Origin of the sequence: Neolewinella aquimaris (assembly GCF_014197245.1) — a bacterium.
Taxonomy (GTDB): Bacteria; Bacteroidota; Bacteroidia; order Chitinophagales; family Saprospiraceae; genus Neolewinella; species Neolewinella aquimaris.
This window is the reverse complement of record NZ_JACIFF010000009.1, coordinates 182,579-203,037: the sequence shown is the minus strand read 5'-3', so window position 1 is coordinate 203,037 and position 20,459 is coordinate 182,579. Positions and strand designations below refer to the sequence as shown.

The 20,459-nt window shown below is 59.0% G+C and carries 20 protein-coding genes; 10 read left to right on the top strand and 10 right to left on the bottom strand.

What is annotated here, in order from left to right; translation table 11 throughout:
• Positions 1-11: 11 nt before the first annotated feature.
• The 3 genes from GGR28_RS16625 (at position 12) to GGR28_RS16615 (ending at position 2,083) form a co-directional block, all read left to right on the top strand.
• The gene (locus GGR28_RS16625) at positions 12-1,262 is read left to right on the top strand and encodes an NAD(P)/FAD-dependent oxidoreductase (RefSeq protein WP_183496950.1); all 1,251 of its coding nucleotides are present in this window, start codon (positions 12-14) and stop codon (positions 1,260-1,262) included.
• A gap of 96 nt (positions 1,263-1,358) precedes the next feature.
• Positions 1,359-1,751 carry a group III truncated hemoglobin gene (locus GGR28_RS16620; RefSeq protein WP_183496949.1) on the top strand — a complete coding sequence of 131 codons (393 nt, stop codon included), beginning with the start codon at positions 1,359-1,361 and terminating at the stop codon, positions 1,749-1,751.
• 5 nt (positions 1,752-1,756) lie between these two features.
• Positions 1,757-2,083, top strand: a complete 327-nt coding sequence (locus tag GGR28_RS16615; protein ID WP_183496948.1) for a hypothetical protein — start codon at positions 1,757-1,759, stop codon at positions 2,081-2,083.
• A 44-nt stretch (positions 2,084-2,127) separates the two neighbouring features.
• Here the strand turns inward: GGR28_RS16615 and GGR28_RS16610 are convergent, their stop codons facing one another.
• From GGR28_RS16610 to GGR28_RS16585, 6 genes are all read right to left on the bottom strand, one after another.
• A complete protein-coding gene (locus tag GGR28_RS16610) occupies positions 2,128-3,540 on the bottom strand; it encodes a DEAD/DEAH box helicase (protein ID WP_183496947.1) in 1,413 nt (470 codons plus the stop codon).
• A gap of 77 nt (positions 3,541-3,617) precedes the next feature.
• Positions 3,618-4,421, bottom strand: coding sequence for a serine O-acetyltransferase EpsC (gene epsC, locus GGR28_RS16605; protein WP_183496946.1), 804 nt, complete (start codon positions 4,419-4,421; stop codon positions 3,618-3,620).
• A gap of 529 nt (positions 4,422-4,950) precedes the next feature.
• Positions 4,951-5,454: an RNA polymerase sigma factor gene (locus GGR28_RS16600; RefSeq protein WP_183496945.1), complete on the bottom strand. Its 504-nt coding sequence runs from the start codon at positions 5,452-5,454 to the stop codon at positions 4,951-4,953.
• A 309-nt stretch (positions 5,455-5,763) separates the two neighbouring features.
• Positions 5,764-6,225, bottom strand: coding sequence for a DUF4920 domain-containing protein (locus GGR28_RS16595; RefSeq protein WP_183496944.1), 462 nt, complete (start codon positions 6,223-6,225; stop codon positions 5,764-5,766).
• A gap of 9 nt (positions 6,226-6,234) precedes the next feature.
• Positions 6,235-6,609: a hypothetical protein gene (locus GGR28_RS16590; protein ID WP_183496943.1), complete on the bottom strand. Its 375-nt coding sequence runs from the start codon at positions 6,607-6,609 to the stop codon at positions 6,235-6,237.
• 111 nt (positions 6,610-6,720) lie between these two features.
• The gene (locus GGR28_RS16585; protein ID WP_183496942.1) at positions 6,721-8,676 is read right to left on the bottom strand and encodes an OmpA family protein; all 1,956 of its coding nucleotides are present in this window, start codon (positions 8,674-8,676) and stop codon (positions 6,721-6,723) included.
• A 180-nt stretch (positions 8,677-8,856) separates the two neighbouring features.
• Here GGR28_RS16585 and GGR28_RS16580 point away from each other — a divergent pair, with 180 nt between their 5' ends.
• Genes GGR28_RS16580 through GGR28_RS16565 form a run of 4 tightly spaced genes read left to right on the top strand, consistent with a single transcriptional unit; the run spans position 8,857 to position 11,797 of the window.
• Positions 8,857-9,762, top strand: a complete 906-nt coding sequence (locus tag GGR28_RS16580) for a hypothetical protein (protein ID WP_183496941.1) — start codon at positions 8,857-8,859, stop codon at positions 9,760-9,762.
• A 48-nt stretch (positions 9,763-9,810) separates the two neighbouring features.
• Positions 9,811-10,566 (top strand): phosphatase PAP2 family protein, encoded by a 756-nt coding sequence (locus GGR28_RS16575; protein ID WP_183496940.1) that lies wholly within the window; start codon positions 9,811-9,813, stop codon positions 10,564-10,566.
• 8 nt (positions 10,567-10,574) lie between these two features.
• The gene (locus tag GGR28_RS16570) at positions 10,575-11,495 is read left to right on the top strand and encodes a DnaJ C-terminal domain-containing protein (RefSeq protein WP_183496939.1); all 921 of its coding nucleotides are present in this window, start codon (positions 10,575-10,577) and stop codon (positions 11,493-11,495) included.
• A gap of 20 nt (positions 11,496-11,515) precedes the next feature.
• Complete coding sequence (locus GGR28_RS16565; RefSeq protein ID WP_183496938.1) at positions 11,516-11,797, top strand: chaperone modulator CbpM; 282 nt, start codon at positions 11,516-11,518, stop codon at positions 11,795-11,797.
• Here GGR28_RS16565 and GGR28_RS16560 read toward each other — a convergent pair.
• Positions 11,794-12,633 (bottom strand): O-methyltransferase, encoded by an 840-nt coding sequence (locus GGR28_RS16560; protein WP_183496937.1) that lies wholly within the window; start codon positions 12,631-12,633, stop codon positions 11,794-11,796. The two genes, GGR28_RS16565 and GGR28_RS16560, sit on opposite strands and share 4 nt — an antisense overlap.
• A 135-nt stretch (positions 12,634-12,768) precedes the next feature.
• Between GGR28_RS16560 and GGR28_RS16555 the strand changes: the two genes are divergently transcribed.
• Both GGR28_RS16555 and GGR28_RS16550 read left to right on the top strand, forming a co-directional pair.
• On the top strand, positions 12,769-13,269 hold the full coding sequence (locus GGR28_RS16555) for a GreA/GreB family elongation factor (protein WP_183496936.1): 501 nt from the start codon (positions 12,769-12,771) through the stop codon (positions 13,267-13,269).
• Between the two features lie 66 nt (positions 13,270-13,335).
• The gene (locus GGR28_RS16550; RefSeq protein WP_183496935.1) at positions 13,336-15,108 is read left to right on the top strand and encodes a DUF885 domain-containing protein; all 1,773 of its coding nucleotides are present in this window, start codon (positions 13,336-13,338) and stop codon (positions 15,106-15,108) included.
• Position 15,109: 1 nt separating this feature from the next.
• Here the strand turns inward: GGR28_RS16550 and GGR28_RS16545 are convergent, their stop codons facing one another.
• Both GGR28_RS16545 and GGR28_RS16540 read right to left on the bottom strand, forming a co-directional pair.
• Positions 15,110-18,265, bottom strand: a complete 3,156-nt coding sequence (locus GGR28_RS16545; RefSeq protein WP_183496934.1) for a VPS10 domain-containing protein — start codon at positions 18,263-18,265, stop codon at positions 15,110-15,112.
• A 78-nt stretch (positions 18,266-18,343) separates the two neighbouring features.
• The gene (locus GGR28_RS16540; protein ID WP_183496933.1) at positions 18,344-18,874 is read right to left on the bottom strand and encodes a YdeI/OmpD-associated family protein; all 531 of its coding nucleotides are present in this window, start codon (positions 18,872-18,874) and stop codon (positions 18,344-18,346) included.
• Positions 18,875-18,993: 119 nt separating this feature from the next.
• On the opposite strand from GGR28_RS16540, the gene GGR28_RS16535 reads away from it, so the two are divergent.
• Complete coding sequence (locus GGR28_RS16535) at positions 18,994-19,497, top strand: DUF6155 family protein (RefSeq protein ID WP_183496932.1); 504 nt, start codon at positions 18,994-18,996, stop codon at positions 19,495-19,497.
• On the opposite strand, the gene GGR28_RS16530 is transcribed toward GGR28_RS16535, so the two are convergent.
• On the bottom strand, positions 19,475-20,404 hold the full coding sequence (locus tag GGR28_RS16530; RefSeq protein WP_183496931.1) for an AraC family transcriptional regulator: 930 nt from the start codon (positions 20,402-20,404) through the stop codon (positions 19,475-19,477). The genes GGR28_RS16535 and GGR28_RS16530 overlap by 23 nt on opposite strands.
• Positions 20,405-20,459: the final 55 nt, after the last annotated feature.

Genomic DNA, 20,459 nt, shown 5'->3' with positions numbered 1-20,459 from the left:
AGCAATCGAACATGGCCGAAAGCCCGGAAGAACACGTATGCCTGATCGTTGGTGCCAGTCACGCGGGCGTCGGCTGCGCGTTCGAATTACGTCGGCAGGGCTGGACGGGGGGTATCGTACTCATAGATCGCGACCCCCAGCTTCCCTACCACCGCCCCCCGCTATCCAAGACCTACCTCACGAGTGAGGAGGGAAGTTACCACAATCCACTGCGCGCGGTCGACAACTACGAAAGAGAGGGGATCGAGTTGCGTCTTGGCGTCTCCGTTGCCTCCATCGACCGCGACCGTTCGCTGATAGTGCTGGACAATGGAGAGGAGCTAGCCTACGATAAGCTCGTACTGGCTACGGGTGCCCGCCCGCTCATTCCTCCCTTTCCGGGACTGGAGTCCGCCCGTCACGTTTTTTCCCTGCGAACGGCCGCCGACGTGGCCGGTATTCGCGCGGCACTGTCCGAAGATCACGGTAAGCGCGTAGTCGTTATCGGGGGCGGCTACATCGGACTGGAAACGGCCGCCTCCCTCCGTAAACTCGGTGCGGAGGTCACGGTACTGGAGCGGGAGGAGCGGGTGCTGGCCCGGGTCACGACCCCCGGTATGTCGGCCTTCTTCGAGCAACTGCACGCCGACCACGGAGTAAAAATTCTGACGGGTAAGACCGTTTCCGGGTTCCAAACCAACGCCACGCACACGATTGTACGCTGCGCGGATGGGGATGAACTCGTCGCCGACGTGATCGTGATCGGCGTGGGCATCCGCGTAAACGTCGAACTGGCCCAGCGTGCCGGTCTGGAAGTAAGCAACGGTATTTGCGTAAATGGATCGGCCCGTACCAGCGACGAAAATATCTACGCCATCGGGGATTGCACCTACCACCATAATCCGCGCTACGACCGCTTCGTCCGCCTAGAATCGGTGCAGAATGCCGTTGATCAGGGTAAGGTAGCCGCCGCCGCCCTCGTGGGGAAAGTGGCTATCTACGACGCGATTCCGTGGTTCTGGTCCGATCAGTACGACGTGAAGTTGCAGATCGTCGGGCTATCCGAGGGACACGACCGGGCGGTGGTGCGTAAAGAAGTGGGGGAGGCCCCCAAGTTTTCCATTTGGTACTTCGCCGGCGACACCCTGCTGGCCGTTGATGCGGTGAACAACGCAAAGGCTTACGTAATCGGCACAAAGTTTATCCAGTCGGGAGCACTGATCGACCGGGATAAGCTGGCCGATCCTACCGTACCGCTCAGGCCCGCTAACCTGGTGCGTTAGCTTTTTGCATTAGCCTTGCACCCGCGTCCCCGCCCAAGCATTTGACCGATACGGTGGTTGGAGTTGTTAGTCTGGTAAGTACAAATCCGCCCGCTCATGCAGCTATCCGATATCAGTCGTTTTGAGGACATCAAGGTCATGGTGGATGCTTTCTACGCCGAAGTCAGGGAGGATGAGTTGCTGGGTCCCATATTTGGCGGCGTAATCAAAGACCGGTGGCCCGTCCACCTCGACAAGATGTACCGGTTCTGGCAGACGGTGCTGCTCGGCGAGCGCACCTACGGAGGGAGCCCCTTTATGCCGCACCTGAAGTTACCGGTGAGTAGCGAGCACTTCAACTGCTGGAAGGAACTTTTTTACCGTACGGTGGACGCGAATTTTCGGGGACCGAAGGCCGACGAAGCGAAGTGGCGCGCGGAGCGCATGGCCGAAATGTTTCAATTCAAGATCGACCACTACCGCCGCAGCCGGTCCGAACCGCTCATCTGATCGTGATGGAAGTCGAGCTGGGCCGCATCTTTGTTTTTCCCGACCCCACCCGGAAAGTTTCTCCGCGGGAGCTGCATTCTCTCGCGCTTCATCTTCCGTTCATAAAAGAAGTTGCCGAGCGCTTGGAACTCGTCTACGATGCGCAGGCGGATGGTAGAGGGCAGGTATGTTACGCCAGTGCGCCGGAACTTAGGTCAGCGTACAAAACCGCCTTCACGAAAGCAGACTTGATCCGCTACATCGCTGCCAACATCGGAGCGACGTGCATCCTTGAGTCTGCTACGCTGGTGCCCTTACCGGAGCAGGCGGCTGATTTTTGGGAAGGGGAATAAAGACCAGCAGCGTAGGGCGAGAACGCAGGAGCAATCTACCTCCGCTAATCCCGACGTGGCTTCCGGCGACCGAACTTCTTCGGTCCTTCGCTGGCCGGGCGGTCGGAGGACGGTGCCTGGTCCCCATCACTCTTTGCCTGACCTTCGCTGCGCCCGCGGCCGCGCCCCCGGTTTTGGTTGCCGCCGCTGCTTTTGCCTCTACTGCTGCGGTGTTTACCGCCGCGACCCCGGCCCTGGCCGCGTCCGCGTTCGTTGCCGCCCGAGTTGCCGCTGCCGGGTTCGGCGTCGTTGAGTTCGTCGGGGAGGGGGATGCGGCGAACCTTTTTCTCCACCAGTTCCTCGATGCGCTTAAAGCGCTGGCGGTCTTCCTTACTGATCAGGGTGATGGCTTCCCCCTCGGCGCTGGCGCGGGCCGTACGACCGATGCGGTGGACGTAATCCTCCGCGTCGCCGGGTACGTCGAAGTTGATGACCAGGTCGATGCCGTTGATGTGGATGCCGCGGCTGAGTACGTCGGTGGCGATCACGATGGGTATTTTGCCCGAGCGGAAATCGGCAAGACGTTGCTCGCGTTCGTCCTGTTCGAGGTCGGAGGAAACACTTTCGGCCTGGTGGCCCTTACGCTGCAGGCGACGGGTCAGGTCGCGCACGGTTTTCTTGCGGCCACAGAAGATCAGGATGCGCTCCATGTCCTTCTTGTCCTTCAGGATGTGCTCGATGAGGCTGATCTTGGCCCAGTCCGCCACGTCGAAGGCCTTCTGGTCGATCTTCTCGGCGGGCTTGGAGATGGCGATGCTGATCTCGACCGGGTTCTTGAGGATCTCGCGGGAGAATTTGCGGATCTTATTCGGCATGGTGGCCGAGTAGAACAGGATCTGGAGATTTTCCTTGGGCAGCAGGTCGATGATCTTGATCATGTCGTTGACGAAGCCCATGTCGAGCATGCGGTCGGCCTCATCGAGGACCAAGTGTTGCACGCCGCTCAGGTCAGCGTATCCCAGGTCAAGGTGGGCGATGAGGCGGCCGGGGGTGGCGACGACGAGGGGCGCCCCGGTTTTCAGGGCGGTCTTCTCCCGTTCCATGCTGTGCCCGTCGCGGCCGCCGTAGATGGCGATCGAGGAAGCGGGAGTGTAGAAGCTGAATCCTTCGAGCTGGCGATCGACCTGCATGGCCAGTTCCCGGGTAGGTTCCAGGATGATGGTATTGACCTTCTTTACGGGGTTCCGGGTGAGCTTATCGAGGATAGGAAGTAGGAAGGCGGCGGTCTTTCCGGTACCGGTCTGGGCTACGGCGAGTACGTCGCGACCCTCGAGGGAGGGGGGAATGGCCTGGGCCTGAATCGGTGTGCACTTATCGAAGCCCATATCGTCGAGGGCATCCAGTAGTTCGTCGACGAGATCGAGCTCATCGAAGTAGACCACCGCTTCTTCGGGGGTCTGGTCGGGGTTGTTTTCCATTTGGCTTGTCTTAACGCAAGCCAATTTTCTCCGGCCCGCGCGCTATTGCAAGCGCAAAGATACTGTTTATTAGCCAGTTACTCCGGTTGTCGTTCCGGGATGCGCCAGTCGTAGTATATACGGCTATTCGGCGGCACGCTCTTTACGATCCAGGTATTGCCGCCGATGATGCTGCCGGCACCGATGACGGTATCTCCTCCGAGAATCGTGGCGCCGGCGTATATAATCACATCGTTCTCAATGGTCGGGTGGCGTTTTGTGCGGGCCATTTCCTTCTTTACGCTCAGCGCACCGAGGGTAACCCCCTGGTACATCTTCACCCCGTCGCCGATCTCGACCGTCTCCCCGATGACGATACCCGTTCCGTGATCGATGCAGAAGCGGTTGCCGATGCGTGCTCCCGGATGAATTTCGATCCCGGTCTTACCGTGGGCGATTTCGCTGAGCATCCGGGCCACCAGCCCAACGCCGAGCGCGAGCATTTCGTGGGCAATGCGGTAAACGGCCAGTGCGTAGAACCCCGGATAGGTCGTGATGACCTCGGTGCGGCTCACGGCCGCCGGGTCACCGGCCAAGATTGCGTCTGCATCCGCGAGGAGACTGCCGTGAATGGAGGGTAGGCGCTCCTCGAAACGGGCGCGTATCTCGTCAATCGGGCACCCCAGATCGTGACTCAACGCATCCAGAATCGTGTAGAGTTTCAGATCGTTGGTGCGGTAGTGGTTACGGAAAGCCTCTTCGCTGCCGAAGCGGAAGGTGCTCATTTCGGGAAATAGGAATTGGAGCAGGCCACCTAGCCAGTCCTCTATCAGTCGTGGTGACGGTAAGCGAACTACCGAATGGTGCTCGTGGAAGAGCCGTCGTATGAATTGATCGTCCATAATAGTCAAAGGTACACTTCCGGTAGGGGCAAAAAAAAGAGCCGGCCCGGGGGCCGACTCTCTGAAAATCTGGGACGAGGGGGTTAAACCTCATCGATAAATTAAAATCACTGGGTAATGCTTTATAAGGCTTGGAAAGACACGAATAAAACGTCAGTGTTCTTTATTACTCCAGAATCTAAAATGTCATTGCATATGGTACGTCTAAAAAATACAATGTACTTGTGTGTTCAAAAAAACGATGTACTTGTGTGTTCAGAAAAACAATATGCTTGTGTGTTCAAAAAATTAAAACTGTGTTTGTCGTCTCTCGGAAATGTCAAAAACTCTCAGTGTCAAAAAATCGTGCGTTCAATGTGTCTGCGTCAAAATCTCTCAGAAAATTATTGTCAAGTCTCTCACAACTTAAGAATAGTAAAGTCTCTCAGTATAAAAGATGTGTGTTCAAAATGTTTGCTACAGTAATCTGTGTTTCTTACAAGTGTCTAAAAAGTTAGGGTTTAGCTTTCAGTTTGGTTCGGGCTGAGGATCAGTTGCGGGTACCGATCATGCCTTTCATTTTCTGGCGGGCCAGGAAGATGCGGCTTTTGACGGTTCCGATGGGGATATTGAGATGGGCTGCGATTTCCTTGTACTCGTATCCGCGGTAGAACATGAGGAAGGGTACGCTGTAGATTTCGCCGATAGTGCTCATCATGCGATTGAGTTCTTTGAGGCGCATGTCATGCTCGCCCTGATTGGGGATGGCACTGGTGTTCTCAAGAGCAAAGGTGAAGGTTTCAATGGGCTGGTTCACGTGTTTGCGGCTTTTTTCTTTGCGGTAACGGTTGATGTAAGTGTTACGCATGATTGTCGATACCCAACTTTTGAAATTGGTTCCCATAGTAAATTTGTCTCTGTGGCGGTAAGCCCGCATGCTGGTTTCTTGCATCAGGTCCTGCGCATCTTGGTGATTGCGGGTCAGGCGCAGAGCAAAGGAGAAAAGTAAGTTCTCAAGTTTATTGATCTCCTGGGTGAATTCTTGGTTGGTCATAATGTGGATAGTTACTGTTACTTATTGTGGTGTGAACTTCGCCACACTTGCTTGCCCCAGTATTATCAAACCCCGTGCCAAAAATGTAATTGTATGATTATCAATGTTTTACATATTGGTCACGCCAAGGATGATGTACTAAATGCCGGTTTGTGACTAAATACAGTCATTGCGCCCCGGTGGGAGTTCGAAAAATGTTCGGTTCTACCGATTTTTTCCTCCAGCGGGCGCATTTGTACCGGAAAAGGGCCCGGTGCATTCCGCACCGGGCCCTTTCAAAAGCTGGAAACCACGCTGAGGCGGGGGCAGTCAGTAGAGTTGGACGCCATCCGCCAAAAAATGCAGCTCCCGGCGCGGCTCGGTGATCATAGCGATCTCTTCGTCCGACTTGCCGGCATCCTTAGCAAAGTGCCGCAGTTCCTCAACGTCCGTAAGCTGATAGTAAGCCGCTCCGTGGAGGATCACTTCTTCACTTCCAATGTCCTTGGGCACGAAAAAGCCGTAATCCTTAAATTTCACCATCATGTCCTCGCCCGCTACGCTAACGGTCATCCAGCACCCCTTCGCCTGACACACTTCATGGACGGTGCCCCGTACGGTCGTCCGTACGGTATCGATCAGGGCCCGTTCGGAATAGGTGGTGAGTAGCGCATCTGCCGCTAGCACTTCGGTTGGGGTGAAGTCTGCGCCGAAAGATTCGGTAGGTGCCGGATCGTCGGAACTACAGGCCAAAACGGTAAGCAGGAAGAGGGAAGCGAGGAAGCGGTTCATGACGCAAAGTTATTGGTAAGCGACCAGATCGGTGATGTAGCTTCCTCCGTAACCCGCCTCGCGGAGGGTCTCCTGGAGTGCTACAGCCTGCTCCCGGTCGACAAAGCTTTCCCGGCTCTCGACCACCCAAACCTGCTCGCAGGGGCGGAAGCGGGCGACCAGGGAGGGATGGAAGGGGTATTCCGCGGGATCGGTGTACCGGAGAATGGCCACCTGAACCTTGTACTCCTTGGTTGGTGTAGTGGCGAATTTGGGCAGGGAGGGTGCAGCTTCACCGGGGGTGCCGTAAGTAGCGGGAGCTTCCTCACAGTAAGAAGGTTTCGCTTCCTGAGCGAATAAGGTGTTGGCCGCGAAGGCCAGGAGAAGAACGGTTAGAATACGCATAGTAAGTCGGTGTAGGGTAGGCAGAAAGTTGGTTTGGAATGATGACGCGCGGCACCTTGGCCGGCTGTGAGCATATAAAGGACGGCAGTCAGGGAAAGGTTCGCTTTCGCGCTAGCGGAACCGCACGATGACTTCTACCCGGCGATTGAGGTTCCTTCCCGCCCTGCCGGCAATCTCCCCCCGCCCCGCAGTGGTGATCCGATCCTCGCTCACGCCCAGCTGCTCCAGCACCCGGGCCACGGCCAGTGCGCGCCGGCGGCTGAGCTCCAGGTTGTAGACTTCCTGTCCCACCTCGTCGGCGTATCCTACTATGGATACCGACTCAATCCGTTGGGTGCCCGTACCGGCGACCAGTTGTTTCAGGAGTTCATATTGCCCTTCATTCACGGCATCTTCCCCGAAGGCGAAGAGGACCCTGGCGGTCTCCTGTCGGATCTTTGCGGGCGGGGGTGGCGGCGGCGGCGGAATGGCCGGAAGTTCGAGGGCTTCCTTGGTCAGTCGAAGGTCGACGCGGTAGGGCGACTGGTTGTCCCAGGCCGGGATTGCGAAGTCGCGGCGGTAGGGTAGGTAGTCGGGGTGGTCGACGCTCAGGGGCAGTTGTTGATTGGGTGGGGCGCAGATGAAAAAGCGACCGGCGTAATTCGTGCGAAAAACGGCTCCTCCGGACACTGGTACTTCCTGGTCCGCGATGGGTTTGCCGGAGAGGCTATCGGTAAGGTAGCCGGCGACGTAGGTAACTTCCTTTCCCGTCAGTTTCTCGTCGAGGGTGAAGCCGTAGATGTCGAGGCCGCCCCTGCCGCCGGGCCGGTCGCTGGCAAAGAAGCCCTGCCGCCCGTCGGCCGACAGGTGGAATCCAAGCTCGCGGTTGGCGCTATTGATGGGTGGCCCGATGTTGATGGCCTTGCTCCAGCGCTCCCGCCCCGCGTCCCAGCGACTGAAGTAAATGTCCTGGTCACCCAGTCCGCGGTGGCCCATACTGGAAAAGTACAGGGTTTCGCCGTCGTTGCTCAGGAAGGGGGCTTCCTCGTCTTCGGGTGTATTGACGCCCGCGCCCAGGTTGCGGGGTTCGGACCAGCTGCCGTCGTCGAGTCGTTCGGAGCGGTAGAGGTCGCTGCCCCCGATGCCGCCGGGTCGCGTGCTGGCGAAGAAGAGCTGGCGCCCATCGCAACTAATGGCGGCCTGGCTGTCCCAGGTAGTGGAGTTGACGTAATCGGGCAAGCGGGTGACCTCCTCGATACGCCCTTTAATAAGGATACCGGAGTAAATATCGCATCCCCCGCCCCCGGCGTCTTCGTGGCAGAGGGTGAAAAAGATGGTTTCCCCGTCCCGCACCAGGGTACACATTCCCTCGGGCTGGTTGGTGTTAAAGTTTCCGAATCGGGAGGTTCGGTAGTTGCGTTCCGGCCGGCGGCGCGCTCCTTCGATGAGGTCTTCGTCACCGTCCTTGCCCTGCCGGGTGAAGAGCAGGCCGTCGAGGTCGTTGGTGAAGAAGGGGAAGTAATCGTTCTGTTCCGTATTGATGGGCGCACCCAGGTTATACAGGCCGGTGGCGTTGGTGTAGTTTATGCTATCGGTAAGGATGCGGGCCGACAGGATGCGTTGTTCCAGCTTGTGATTCAGTATTTCCTGTTCGGTGGCCGTCTCCTGTTCCCCGACGAGGCCGAAGCGGCCGATGTCCTCCGCCTGCAGCTCCCTGAACTTCTGCAGGTACTCCAGCGCCCGGCGGGGTTGACCGTCGCGCAGGTAGACGTCGCCCGTGTGGTAATACAGCACCCGGGAAAAATAGGGGTCGTGGTTGATTACGGCCAGGTAGGCCTTCAGTGCATTTGCGTAGTCGTTCTGCAGATCGTAGGCGATACCGAGCATCCGCAGGCCGGGTACGAAGGTGGAATCGAGGGCTACCGCCTGCCGCAGCGATTTACTGGCCCGTTTGGCGTTCCCGTCGAGCAGGTGCTGCACGCCGGCATCAAACGCGGCAATCGCCCGGTTGCGCGAAGACTCCTGACCGAAAACGGCCGATGACGCGAACAAGAGTAGGGGAAGTACGATTAGGAGGACGATCCGCATACCGGAATTTCACTGGGATCGGTTTACCGAAAGCTTGGGCTCCGTCCGAAGACGGAGCCGCAAGTACAATGAGTGCATTAGTAAACTATCGACGCTAATGTAGAGCCTTTTTTACATTCCCGCCCCGTCCGCCCCCGCCGGCGGCCGGGGCGTTTGTTTTTGCGCTGTTAATTTCGCCCCATGAACTGTCTCCCCGCGCTGGCTGCCCTGGCCCTGCTTTTCGGCTGTAATGCCCGGCCTTCCCCGGATTCCTCCGCACCCGCGTCCCCGCCCTCCGTTTTCAGCGGCGAACTGCCGCCCTATTGGTACCAGAGCACGGCCGAGATTTCCACCTACGACCTACAGCAGGCCCGCTACGGAGAAATGCGCGACGGCGAAGCCATTCTCATCCAGGTATCGGAAGATTTCCTGACCGACAGGCAGGTCAAGAACGACAACTACGAAAATCCCAACAGTGCCCCCGTGCTCAAGACCAACCTGTTCCGTCGCTTCAACACGGGCATCTACGATTACTCCCTGATGACCTCCGTCTTTACGCCCACCAACGCCGTCGAACACCCGCGCACCCTAAAGGTCACGACCAGCAGCCAGGACTGGTGCGGCCAGAGCTATACCCAACTCAACTACGCCGGCGGGGAGCAGTGGGAGATGCAACTGCGCAGCTACTTCGAGCGCGAGGGAGACCAGGAGATTGATCTGTCCGCCGACTTCCTCGAGGACGAGGTATTCAACCGCATCCGTATCGGGGGCAACCCGCCCGAGGGTGAGTTTGAAGTAATCCCAAACACCGGCTACCTGCTCATGACCCACCAACCGTACGTGGCTGCGGAAGCCACTGCATCGGTCGAGGAGGCCGGAGCGGGCCGGAGAACGTACGTGCTCGACTACACGGGGCTCGACCGCCGCCTTACGGTTACCTTCGACACCGCGTCACCCTATATCATCCGGGAATGGACCGAAACCTACCCGAGCCGCGATACGGTGCTGACCACCACGGCCACCCTGCGCGAACAAAAGCTGGAACCGTACTGGCAACTGAACGGGACCAAAGACGCCCCCCTACGTGCTGAATTGGGGCTTGATTAGCACAAACCCGACGCCCCTCCGTTGTCCCTCTCATAATGTAGTGGTTACATGATCTACCGTTTACTCTCTATCCTGTTTTTAGTCCTTTCCCTGCTCGTCTCCCAGTTTCTACCGGCTCAGGGACTGGTGGTACACCCTTACAATCCGAGCAACGCCACCAATGCGGTGCTGCTGGGATTGGGTGGTGCGCTTACGACAACTTCGATTTTGCTCGACCGCCGGGTAAGTCCGCTGACGGAGGACGATATTTCGGTACTTGAGATCAATAAGATCCCCGGCATCGACCTGTTTTCCACCCGTCATATCTCCCTGGATGCGGACGAGAGTACCGACAAGCTCCTGCTGGCCAGTTTCGCCAGCCCGTTCTTTCTGCTCCTCGACCGGCCGGGGCGCGACAACTTCGACCGCATGGCCCTCATCGTCTTTGAGGGAGCGATGATCAACGCTGGCCTCATCAACCTGACAAAAGTACTGGTGCGCCGTCCCCGCCCGTACACCTACAATGCCGACGCTCCCCTGGACACGAAGCTGAAAAAGTCGAGCCGGTACTCCTTCTTCAGCGGCCACAGTGCCACCACGGCTTACTTTAGCATCACTACGGCCAAGCTATACAACGACCTGTATCCGAACAGCAAGGCCACGCCCTACGTCTGGCTCGGTGCCGCCCTCTTGCCCGCCGCGGTCAGTTACGGACGGATGCGGGCCGGCCGCCATTTTTTCACCGACGTGCTGGTGGGAAGCGCCGTCGGCACGATCATTGCAATCGTCGTACCGACCCTCCACCGCAACGGAGAGGGAAACTAGCAGTTACCATGGCGCAGTTCATCGACTATTACCAGACGCTCGGCGTAGACAAGTCGGCCGACGAAAAACAGCTAAAGAAGGCCTTTCGCAAGCTGGCCCGGAAGTACCATCCCGACGTGGCTCCGGATGACGCCGCGGCGGAACGCAAATTCAAGGAGGTCAACGAAGCTTACGCCGTGCTTTCCGATCCGGAAAAGCGCAAGAAGTACGACAAGTACGGCAAGGACTGGGAGCACGCCGATGCCTTCGAGCAGGCCCGTCAGCAGCAGGGTGGGGGATTCGGCGGTGGCGGCGGAAACCCATTTGGAGGCCAGTACACGTATTCCAGCGGGGGAGAGGGAGCTGATTTTTCGGACTTTTTCCGCGACATGTTCGGAGGAGCGGGCGGGGCCGCGGGTGCAGGCTTCGGTGGCAGAGGGCGATCCTTTCGGGGACGCGACGTCGAGGCGGAACTACGGGTCGACCTGAGCGATATACTGGAGGACAACAAGCAAGTGCTCAACGTCGGCGGCAAACAACTTCGGGTCACCATTCCGAAGGGGGTTGAGGACGGACAGACCCTGCGGCTACGCGGACAGGGCAACCCCGGCGCCGGGGGAGGGCCCGCCGGTGACCTGTACATCACCTTCCGCGTCAGCACGCCCCAGGAATACCGCCGGGAAGGTGCTGACCTGTACAAGGTGCAAGACGTAGACCTGTATACCATGCTGCTCGGTGGTAAAACCACCGTGCAAACCCCCACGGGAGCGGTCAACTTCCCCATTGCCGAGAACACCGAAAACGGAAAGCGGGTACGACTAAAGGGAAAGGGGCTGCCGAAGTACAAGAGCGGAGGCAATGGAGACCTTTACCTAGATCTCCGGGTCAAGCTTCCCGAAAAACTGAACAGCGAAGAAAAAGCAGCCTTCTCCAAACTGGCCGGCCGCTAGCCGGATAAATTCTATGCACCATGGCCGGAGTAGCCTACATCACCATTCAGCAGTTCTGCGCCTTCCACCAGTGCGATATCGTGGTGGTAGAGGAGTTCATCGATCACGGTATCTGTGAAGTTCAGCCCGACCAGCAGATCATCCTGATCCCGGAGAACCAAGTCCCGCGCATCGAGCGTGCATTGCGGCTGCGCAACGACCTGGGCGTCAACACACCGGGCATCGACATCATCCTGCGCCTGCTCGATCGCATCGAGGGCGGCCGCCGGGGTCCGGTCGAGGACTACGACCACTTTAGCTAACTAAAGAAGCCTACCCGCCAGGGCTTGAACCGGGTACGGATCAGGGCCCGGTGGGGTCCCCTTAGCTCCGGGCGCAGAAACAGTATCCCGAAGTGATACGTATCGATGGATGCCGTAACCCGCGGCAACTGTTTAAGTTCCTTCCACGCAGTTTCCATTCCCCGAGACCAGTGGATATCGGCCACCACGATTATGCTGTCGTCGGTAGCGACTTCCAGCAGGCGGGTCACGTATGCTATGGTTGGTGCGTGCCGGTGGTCTCCGTCGATGAAGGCGAGTAGGCGGGTCTTATCCTTCGGCAACTGATTGTCGAGATACTCCCTAAAGGTCGCGGTGAAAGAACGCAATTGCGGAGAAACCCCCGCCCGCCGGAAGGTTTCTGTTGCCAGCGCGGCTACTTCCGGATTGCCCTCTACCGTGTGCAGGGGAATGCGGGTATCGGCCGCGTGGAGGTAGAGGGTGGAGATGCCGGCGTTGGTCCCCAGTTCGACAATGCGCGACGGGCGGTGCCACAGCGCCAGACGGAAGAGAAACTCTCCGGCGCGCCGACCGATGGCGTTGCTCCGGACCAGGCTGGCCACGGAACGCCGCGAACGTCGGGTGGTGCGGCTCTTGGCCCCGAGCGATTGCAGGCCGACGCTGTCTTTGCGCGTATCCCAGTAAGCGCGAAGGTGGCGAATCAGTTGAAAGGCGTAGTACGTCCGATCGTCGTGGTACACTTCCCGTACGAATTCGCTCAGGAAGGGGGAATGAACGTCGTAGCGGGTTTCCGCACGCCAGTACCAGCGCAGTGCCGAGCCAAGCCGAAAGATCCAGTACCTGATGAGCGAAAACACGGGGGCAATGATAACACTTCGTCGCTGGCCCGGCGGCACGGACTTCACCTGCCGGGTTCGGGGCCGCTGCAATAGTGTGTTGGCAACTTCGCGTCTCCGGTGCGGGTTGTCTGATTGTACCAATACCTTACTACCATGTCCCGCGGCTTCGTCAAAGAATCAGATCAGGAAGAGCTTCCCATCATTCCGCCCCGTTCCCCCCTCCCCGCCGGCGAAACCAATTACGTCACGCCCGCCGGCCACCGTGCCCTGGAAGCCGAGCGCGACCAGCTCGAAGCCGCCAGGGCCGCCCTGCCGACCGACAACGAGGATGAGCGCCGACGGGCCGCTACGGTAATCGACGGCAAACTGGCCCTGCTGCAGCAGCGCATCGTCTCCGCCCGGATCCTGGATCCCGCGGATCAGCCGCAGGAGGAAGTCCGCTTCGGGGCCCACGTCAAATTGCGGCAGGCGGGCAGCAATCAAATTCAGGAATTTCAGATCGTGGGGGTCGACGAGGCCAACGTGAAGGAAAAGAAGATCAGCTTCACGGCCCCGATCGCACGCGCCATCACCGGCCTGTGGGTTGGCGAGGTGGCGGACTTCCGCCTCGGCAGTGAGGTAAGGAAACTGGAAGTCATCGAAATAAGGTACTGACCGATTGCGCGGGTAACTCCGGGACATCGGGCGTCCACCTATCTTTGCCGACCAACCATTACCAACATGCGCCTCCTTCCCCTGCTTTTGCTATTACTTCTCTTCGCCTGCGGAAGCGACGAGCCGGAAGTCACCCCTTCCGAATCTCCCGACCCGTCGTTCACCAAGCTGCTCGACGAATACCAGGAGGCCCGGCTACAACTCAACCCCCTGGAAGCCACCTTCATGGGCGACGATCGCTACAACGATCGCCTCCCCAACATGCTCTCGCAGGAATACAAGGAGGAGAGCCGGGCGTTCTACCAGGATTACCTGGCCCGCCTCCGCAAGATCAACCGGAACCGGCTCACCCCCACCGAACAAGTCACTTACGACGTCCTGGAATGGGACCTCAACATCGCCCTGCAGGGTGCCGATTTCACCGAAGAATTACTGCCGCTCGATCAGTTCAGTGGACCCCACCTCATGATCGGCCAACTCGCCAGCGGTGCCAGCGCACAACCCTTTCGGACGGTGGAAGACTACGAGAACTGGTTGCTGCGGGTCGAGGACTTTGCCACAATGATGGACACCGCCCGCGTCAACCTGGAACGGGGTGCCGCACGGGGCTACTTGCTGCCCCGCTCCCTGACGGAAAAATTGCTGCCGCAACTCGAGAACTTGTCCGCGGAGCCGGTGGAGGACCACCTCTTCTACGGCCCGGTAGGGATGATGGGCGACAGCATCAGTACAGCGGAACGAGACCGACTCACGGACGAGTACAAGCGGATGATCGGCCAGCGCATCATTCCCCTCTTCACCGACCTCACCACCTACGTCCGTAACGATTACCTGCCGCAGAGCCGCGAGACCAGTGGCATTGACGGTATTCCCAATGGGGAAGCCTACTACAAGTACCTGATCAAGTTGTACACGACCACCGACATGACGGCGGATGAGATCCACGAACTCGGATTAAGTGAGGTCGCCCGCCTGCGGAGTGAGATGGAACGAGTAAAGACCGAGGTAGGATATACCGGTGACCTCCAGTCGTTCTTCGACCACGTCCGCAGCCGCCAGGAGTTGATGCCATTTAGTCAGCCGGAGGAAGTGATCGAAAACTTCAACGCCATCTACGAGCGAATGAAGCCCCAGCTGGCGCAGTTGTTCAACAAAGTCCCGAAGACGGAATTCGAAGTGCGCCGCACCGAAGCCTTCCGGGAGGCCAGCGCTTCGGCGGAGTACAATCCCGGCAGCCTGGACGGTACCCGCCCCGGCATCTTCTACGTGCCGATCCCCGACGTGGCTACCTACAACACCTTCAGCGACGAAGACCTGTTCCTCCACGAGGCCATTCCCGGACACCATTACCAGATCAGTCTCCAGCAGGAAAACGAGGAGCTGCCCGCCTTCCGCCGCAACCTCTGGTACAGTGCCTACGGGGAAGGATGGGCCCTGTACTGCGAGAGCCTCGGCGAGGAACTGGGATTGTACGAAGACCCCTACCAGTACTTCGGTATGCTGAGTGCGGAGATGCACCGCGCCATCCGCCTGGTCGTCGATACGGGCATCCACAGCAAGGGGTGGAGCCGGGAGCGCGCCATTCAGTACAGCCTGGAGAATGAAGCGGAAAGCGAAGCAAGCATCATCTCCGAGATCGAACGCTACATGGCCATTCCCGGACAGGCACTAAGCTATAAGGTCGGCCAGCTGAAGATCCGTGAACTACGGGCCCGTGCCGAGGAACAACTCGGAAACGATTTCGACATCAAAGCCTTCCACGACCTGGTCCTGGAGGGCGGCTGCCTGCCGTTGGCCGTCCTGGAACGGAAAGTGGACGAGTGGATCGCCGGAGCCTGAGCTACCGCTTGGTGCTCGGCTCGGCCGCGGGTACGATCAGGACCGGTAAGTTCAGCTCGCGATAAGCCGCATTAAAGCCCTCTACATCCTCCGCAATGATCCGGTCGAGGACCTGCCGGTAGCGCTGCCAGTCGGCGGTAAGCTCGGTCAGCCGGTCCTTTGCGCCCTGGGTCACTACGGGTACGGGACCATCGACCCGGCTCTTCAGGTTCATCAGTTCCGCGTTCAGCCGATTGGGGAAGTTGATCACGTCCTGAAACGTTTTCTGGTCGGGCTGAATGAGGTTGTTCTCCCAGTCGGTGATTCGTTCGATGATGTCCTTGCCCTTGGTAATGAGATCATCCGTACCCGATACCTCCTTCAGGTTGGTATTGAGTGCTTCTAGCTGTGTCCGTACGCGGCGCATCCGATTGACGGAAGCATGAATGTCACGGACACTTTCCTCAGCTGAGGTGAGCAGTACTTCCTGGGCTGAATACTCCCCGGAGGAGGCATCGAGATTGGGATCGGCGAGGAGCGTTGCGTCGACACTCACAGTATCCGTACCAGAGGCCATTCTCAGCGTATAGGTGCCGGGCGCGACCAGACTTCCCCGGTAATCGCCCAGGACGAAGATGCCGTCGACGGCGGGTAGGGTAGCGCGCCGCAGGTCCCAGTTGAAGCGATTAAACCCGGCTTCGGCCGGCAGTGCTTTGGGAGCGGGTGGTCCGCCCGGCCAGCCCTTCGCCTTGTCGGGTTGACTGGAGTAGCTGCGAATCACTGTGCCGTCGGCGCTGAGGATGTCCAGGGTCAACTTAGTACTGTCCGAAGCTTTCTCCGGCAAGTAATAATCGAAAATGATCCCGCTGGCCGGGTTCTGTCCCGCGGCGTCCGGCGCTTCGTCGGGGGTGCTGAAGTTGTAGCGATAGGTCGGCTTAGGTTGGATGATCGCGAGTCCGTTGGGCATTTCACTCCCGGTTTGCTGGAGGGCGCTCAGGTCATCCAGGATCCAGAAGGCCCGGCCGGAAGTGGCGACGATGAGGTCGTTGTCGCGGGTGGTCAGGTCCAGGATCGGAACGTCGGGTAGGTGGAACTTCGGTTTTTCCCAACTTACCCCACCGTCGAAGGAGAGGTACAGTCCACGCTCGGTACCGGCATAGAGCAATTCGGGTCGCTTGGGGTCTTCGCGGATCACCCGCACGAATTCATTGTCGCCGAAGCCCGCGTCGATCCGCTGCCAGCTACTGCCGTAATCGGTGGTCCGGTAAGCCTCGGGCGTGAAGTCATTAAACTTGTAGTTGGTTACGGCCAGGTAGGCGGTGGCGGGATTGTGGGGCGAAACTTCGATGGCATTGACGAGCTTTTCCCCCAGATTCGGTGGGGTGATCTCGCCCCATTCGCCTCCCTCGTCGTGGGTGATCCACACCCGGCCGTCGTCGGTACCCACCCACAGTTCCCCGGCCCGGTGGGGACTGGCGACCAGGTAACTGATCGTACCGTACACTTCGCCGCCGGCACCCTCATTGGTGAAGGGGCCGCCGCCGTCGACGAGTTTGCTGGTGTCGTTGCGGGTGAGGTCGGGACTGATCTCGGTCCAGCTCCGGCCCAGGTCGGTGGTCTTCAGGACGTGGTTGCCCCCGTGATAAATTACGCCGGGATCCTGCGGCTGAGCTACGATCGGGGCGTTCCAGTTGAAGCGGTACTTCATTTCCGTGGGCGGCGTAGCCAGACCCGCTACCGGGTAGGCCATGATGTCGACTTCCGTATCCGTCTTATTGTCGTACACCGAGATGTTGCCCTGGTAGCTGCCGCCCATCACGTAGCGGGGATTCTCGGGGTCGAAGGCAAGAAAAGCGCTCTCCCCACCCGCGGTAGGTCGCCAGTCAGAAGTCCCGATGCCCCCGCCCCGGCTGCGGCTGACAATGTCTACGGCGGAGTTGTCCTGCTGCCCCCCGTAAACGTGGTAGGGCATCTGGTTGTCGGTGATCACGCGGTAGAACTGCGACGTAGGTTGATTCGCCTGAGTGCTCCAACTCATGCCGCCGTTAAAGGTGACGGTGGCCCCTCCGTCGTTGCCCAGAATCATATTCGCCGGATTTTCGGGATTGATCCACAGGTCGTGCTGGTCGCTGTGCGGATTGGGAACGGACATAAAACTCCTGCCGCCATCCAGGGAGCGTAGCATCGGGGCATTCAGCACGTACACCGCTTCAGGATTCACCGGATCGGCAAAGATCTCGATGTAGTACCAGGCCCGGGCTACGGTGGTGCGGTCCTTGCTGGTCTGCGTCCAGTTTTTGCCGCCGTCGTCGGAACGGTACACTCCGCCCTTGTCTCCGGCTGCTTCCACGTTTGCGTACACCAAACCCGCGCGGGCGGGACTACTCGAGATAGCAACCTTACCGAGTGTATCGGGTAAACCCTCCGTGAGCCGTTCCCAATTATCGCCACCGTCGGTTGATTTGTATAGTCCGCTGCCCGGGCCTCCACTTCGGACGGTCCAGGGGTAACGCCGGTGGTCCCACATGCCCGCGTACAGCACACGCGAATTATGGGGATCCATACTGAGGTCGGCCGCACCCGTGGTCGCGTCAACGTAAAAGACCTTTTCCCAATGTTGTCCGCCATCGGTAGACCGGTAGACGCCACGGTCTTCGCTATCGCCGTGTACGGCCCCCTGCACGGCGACGTAGACGTGGTCTGGATCGGCAGGATGAACAACAATTTTGGCGATGTGGCGGCTGTTCGGCAGTCCCCGGTGCTCCCAGGTGACGCCGCCGTCGGTGGACCGGTACATGCCATCGCCCGCCGAGGTCATCACCCCGCGCACGGCGTGCTCGCCCGTCCCGGCGTAGATCACATTCGGGTCGCTGGGAGCAACGGCGAGGGCACCGATGGAACCCGTATTGAGTTGGCCGTCGGAGATGTTGCGCCAGTTCATGCCCGCATCATCGGTGCGGTAGATTCCGCCCCCGACGCCCCCGAAGTAATACAGCAACGGATTGCCGGGTACCCCGGTGACCGCATTGGTCCGTCCTCCGCGAAAGGGACCGATGTTGCGAAATTTCAGGCTTTCGAAGCGATCGCTGCGCGTGGTATCGGCGGCGCCCTGGGCAGCAAGCGGAGAACAGAACAGCGGTATAAATAAAAACGCGAGTAGGGTAGTGAGTGATTTCATTGGGCCAGTTTGCGTCCAATATAAGCAGGGCGGCGGTGCGCGGGTGCAGTGGACTGTGGGAAAAGCAAAGGACTTCGGTTACCGGTTGTCGGCCTTGATCCAGGCGTTGAGTTCCCGGTAGTCCAATTTGCCATTCACGGCCTTCAGGTATTCGTGGATCTGCACGGCCTTCTTGGCCCGGGATTCGGGGCGTTTGAGTTTATCGATCTGGTAGAGGAGATTGCGCTGGTTTCCCGGAGTTAGGGTATGGAATGCATCGCGGGCTTCCGGATCGATGTCCCACAGTTCAGCCGCCTCCGCGGGTAGGGGCATGCCGTAGTCGCTGTCGTCGGGGCTAAGGGTCAGGCTCACCTCGTCTCCTACCTCCAAATCAAAGCGATTGCACACTTCCTTATTTACGGTGATGAAGAAGTTTCCTTCCCCATCCGGCATCAGGCCGCTGTAGATCTCGCCCGCGTTGTTGATGCGGCAAATCACGCGGCTGGCGTTGTGCGGTCGTTCCAGCAACTCGGCCACCGCCGCGCGGGGGATTAGAAATACGGTGGAGTAGACCCCGGCGTACGGGGTGCCTTCCGCGGCGCTGGTGAGGGTAACGGTGATACTAGCCATGCAGCAAAAATACCCCGTCCGACGGTTAAGCGGTCCGACGGGGTGACACCGTCCGACGGCTAAGCGGTCCGACGGGGTGGCTTAACTTGCGGGCCGATGGTCAAAGCTGCACCTGCAAAATGAAACGAGACTTTAATAAATTCCTCGCCCACTTAGAGGAGGACGAGTTGCGGGAGGAACTGGCCATGCTCTACGGCCGGTTCAGCGTGTTACGGGAGTACTACGCGATGGAGCTTACCGATCCCAAAAAGGTGATCGACAAGTACAAAGCGGGCATGCGCAAGGCATTTTTTCCGGCCCGGGGTCGGGGGAAGCGCGGGCGGTCGATCTCCAGCAAACTGATCAAGGCCTTTACCCTCATTTCCATTCACCCGAAAGACGTGATCGAGCTCCAGTTTTACCGGGCGGAACTCATGACGGAGTACATCGGTGCCCGGCGCATCGACAGCGAACCCTTCCACGAGAGCACCGTCAAGACGTTTGCGGACGCCTGCGCCCTGGCCGACCGCGAGGTGCTGCTAGACTACTTCGCGGAAGGGGCGGGAAAGCTCGCCGAGTACTTCGACCAGCAGCGACGCAACCGTAACTACAGCCTGTTCCCTACCTACCGTCACTACTGGTAGCGACGAAGGTGGCATTGCTGGACTGATAGGCACCGGGGCTGTTGCCGTAGCATTCGCCGAATACGCGGGTGAAGTAGCTGACGCTATTGAAGCCACAACGAAGGGCCACCTCACGGATGCTCCGCTCGGGATCCAGCAGCAGGCTGGCAGCGAGGCGGAGCCGTTCCGTATTAATGAATTCCACGGGGGAGCAGCCCATCTCGTTTTTGAAGGAACGGTAAAAGCCGGACTCACTCATGCAGGCAATGCGACACAACTGGCTCACCGTCAGTTTCTGATCTAGGTTATTGCGGACGAAAGTGACGACTCCGTCAATCGGATTTTGGGTTGCATTATCCGCCGCCCGCCGTAGGTGGTGGTGGTTCGACTCTGCCTCCATGACGCGCACCAGGAGTTCGCGCAGGAGCATGTTGACGAAAAGGTCCTTCGAGGGGTGGTTCTCGACGCAGAGGAAGACCAGGCGCTGCAGCAGTTGGGATACCGCCGGATCCTGGGCGAAGTGAAAATTATAGGTAGGGGACGACCACTCGGAGCCGTCGCAGCGGGGGCGCTGCTCGTTCATCATCTGAAGAACGCGACCGACCTCCAGCTCGTCGATCTCCAGGGCAAGGCACTTGGTCGGTTGTTTGTCCGTGGCGTCCGGAAAATCTATGGTGACGGGTTCGCCGGTCGGTAACAGGATGGACTCGCCCGGAAGGAAGGCAAAACCGGGCTGCTGCCGCAGGTGGACGATCTTTTTACCCCGGATCATGCTCGCCAGTACGGGGCTATCGAAGCGCAAATGAAAAGCATCAGTCGCCTCATACGTTTCGAAAAGATTGAGCTCCACGGACTCCATACGGTAGACCGTGCGATTTTCGACCAGGGTTTGGAGGGGGGCGGTGCGGAGGTGTTCGGTCTGCAACATGGTAAGTAAGTTACAGTACTAAAGGTACACAGCCCCGGTGAAATCCTAATTTTCG

Bases quoted from the DNA above. Each gene is read 5' to 3' on its own strand.
- GGR28_RS16625 (WP_183496950.1), top strand. From the start codon at position 12: ATGGCCGAAAGCCCGGAAGAACACGTATGCCTGATCGTTGGTGCCAGT.
- GGR28_RS16620 (WP_183496949.1), top strand. From the start codon at position 1,359: ATGCAGCTATCCGATATCAGTCGTTTTGAGGACATCAAGGTCATGGTG.
- GGR28_RS16615 (WP_183496948.1), top strand. From the start codon at position 1,757: ATGGAAGTCGAGCTGGGCCGCATCTTTGTTTTTCCCGACCCCACCCGG.
- GGR28_RS16610 (WP_183496947.1), bottom strand. From the start codon at position 3,540: ATGGAAAACAACCCCGACCAGACCCCCGAAGAAGCGGTGGTCTACTTC.
- epsC (WP_183496946.1), bottom strand. From the start codon at position 4,421: ATGGACGATCAATTCATACGACGGCTCTTCCACGAGCACCATTCGGTA.
- GGR28_RS16600 (WP_183496945.1), bottom strand. From the start codon at position 5,454: ATGACCAACCAAGAATTCACCCAGGAGATCAATAAACTTGAGAACTTA.
- GGR28_RS16595 (WP_183496944.1), bottom strand. From the start codon at position 6,225: ATGAACCGCTTCCTCGCTTCCCTCTTCCTGCTTACCGTTTTGGCCTGT.
- GGR28_RS16590 (WP_183496943.1), bottom strand. From the start codon at position 6,609: ATGCGTATTCTAACCGTTCTTCTCCTGGCCTTCGCGGCCAACACCTTA.
- GGR28_RS16585 (WP_183496942.1), bottom strand. From the start codon at position 8,676: ATGCGGATCGTCCTCCTAATCGTACTTCCCCTACTCTTGTTCGCGTCA.
- GGR28_RS16580 (WP_183496941.1), top strand. From the start codon at position 8,857: ATGAACTGTCTCCCCGCGCTGGCTGCCCTGGCCCTGCTTTTCGGCTGT.
- GGR28_RS16575 (WP_183496940.1), top strand. From the start codon at position 9,811: ATGATCTACCGTTTACTCTCTATCCTGTTTTTAGTCCTTTCCCTGCTC.
- GGR28_RS16570 (WP_183496939.1), top strand. From the start codon at position 10,575: ATGGCGCAGTTCATCGACTATTACCAGACGCTCGGCGTAGACAAGTCG.
- GGR28_RS16565 (WP_183496938.1), top strand. From the start codon at position 11,516: ATGGCCGGAGTAGCCTACATCACCATTCAGCAGTTCTGCGCCTTCCAC.
- GGR28_RS16555 (WP_183496936.1), top strand. From the start codon at position 12,769: ATGTCCCGCGGCTTCGTCAAAGAATCAGATCAGGAAGAGCTTCCCATC.
- GGR28_RS16550 (WP_183496935.1), top strand. From the start codon at position 13,336: ATGCGCCTCCTTCCCCTGCTTTTGCTATTACTTCTCTTCGCCTGCGGA.
- GGR28_RS16545 (WP_183496934.1), bottom strand. From the start codon at position 18,265: ATGAAATCACTCACTACCCTACTCGCGTTTTTATTTATACCGCTGTTC.
- GGR28_RS16540 (WP_183496933.1), bottom strand. From the start codon at position 18,874: ATGGCTAGTATCACCGTTACCCTCACCAGCGCCGCGGAAGGCACCCCG.
- GGR28_RS16535 (WP_183496932.1), top strand. From the start codon at position 18,994: ATGAAACGAGACTTTAATAAATTCCTCGCCCACTTAGAGGAGGACGAG.
- GGR28_RS16530 (WP_183496931.1), bottom strand. From the start codon at position 20,404: ATGTTGCAGACCGAACACCTCCGCACCGCCCCCCTCCAAACCCTGGTC.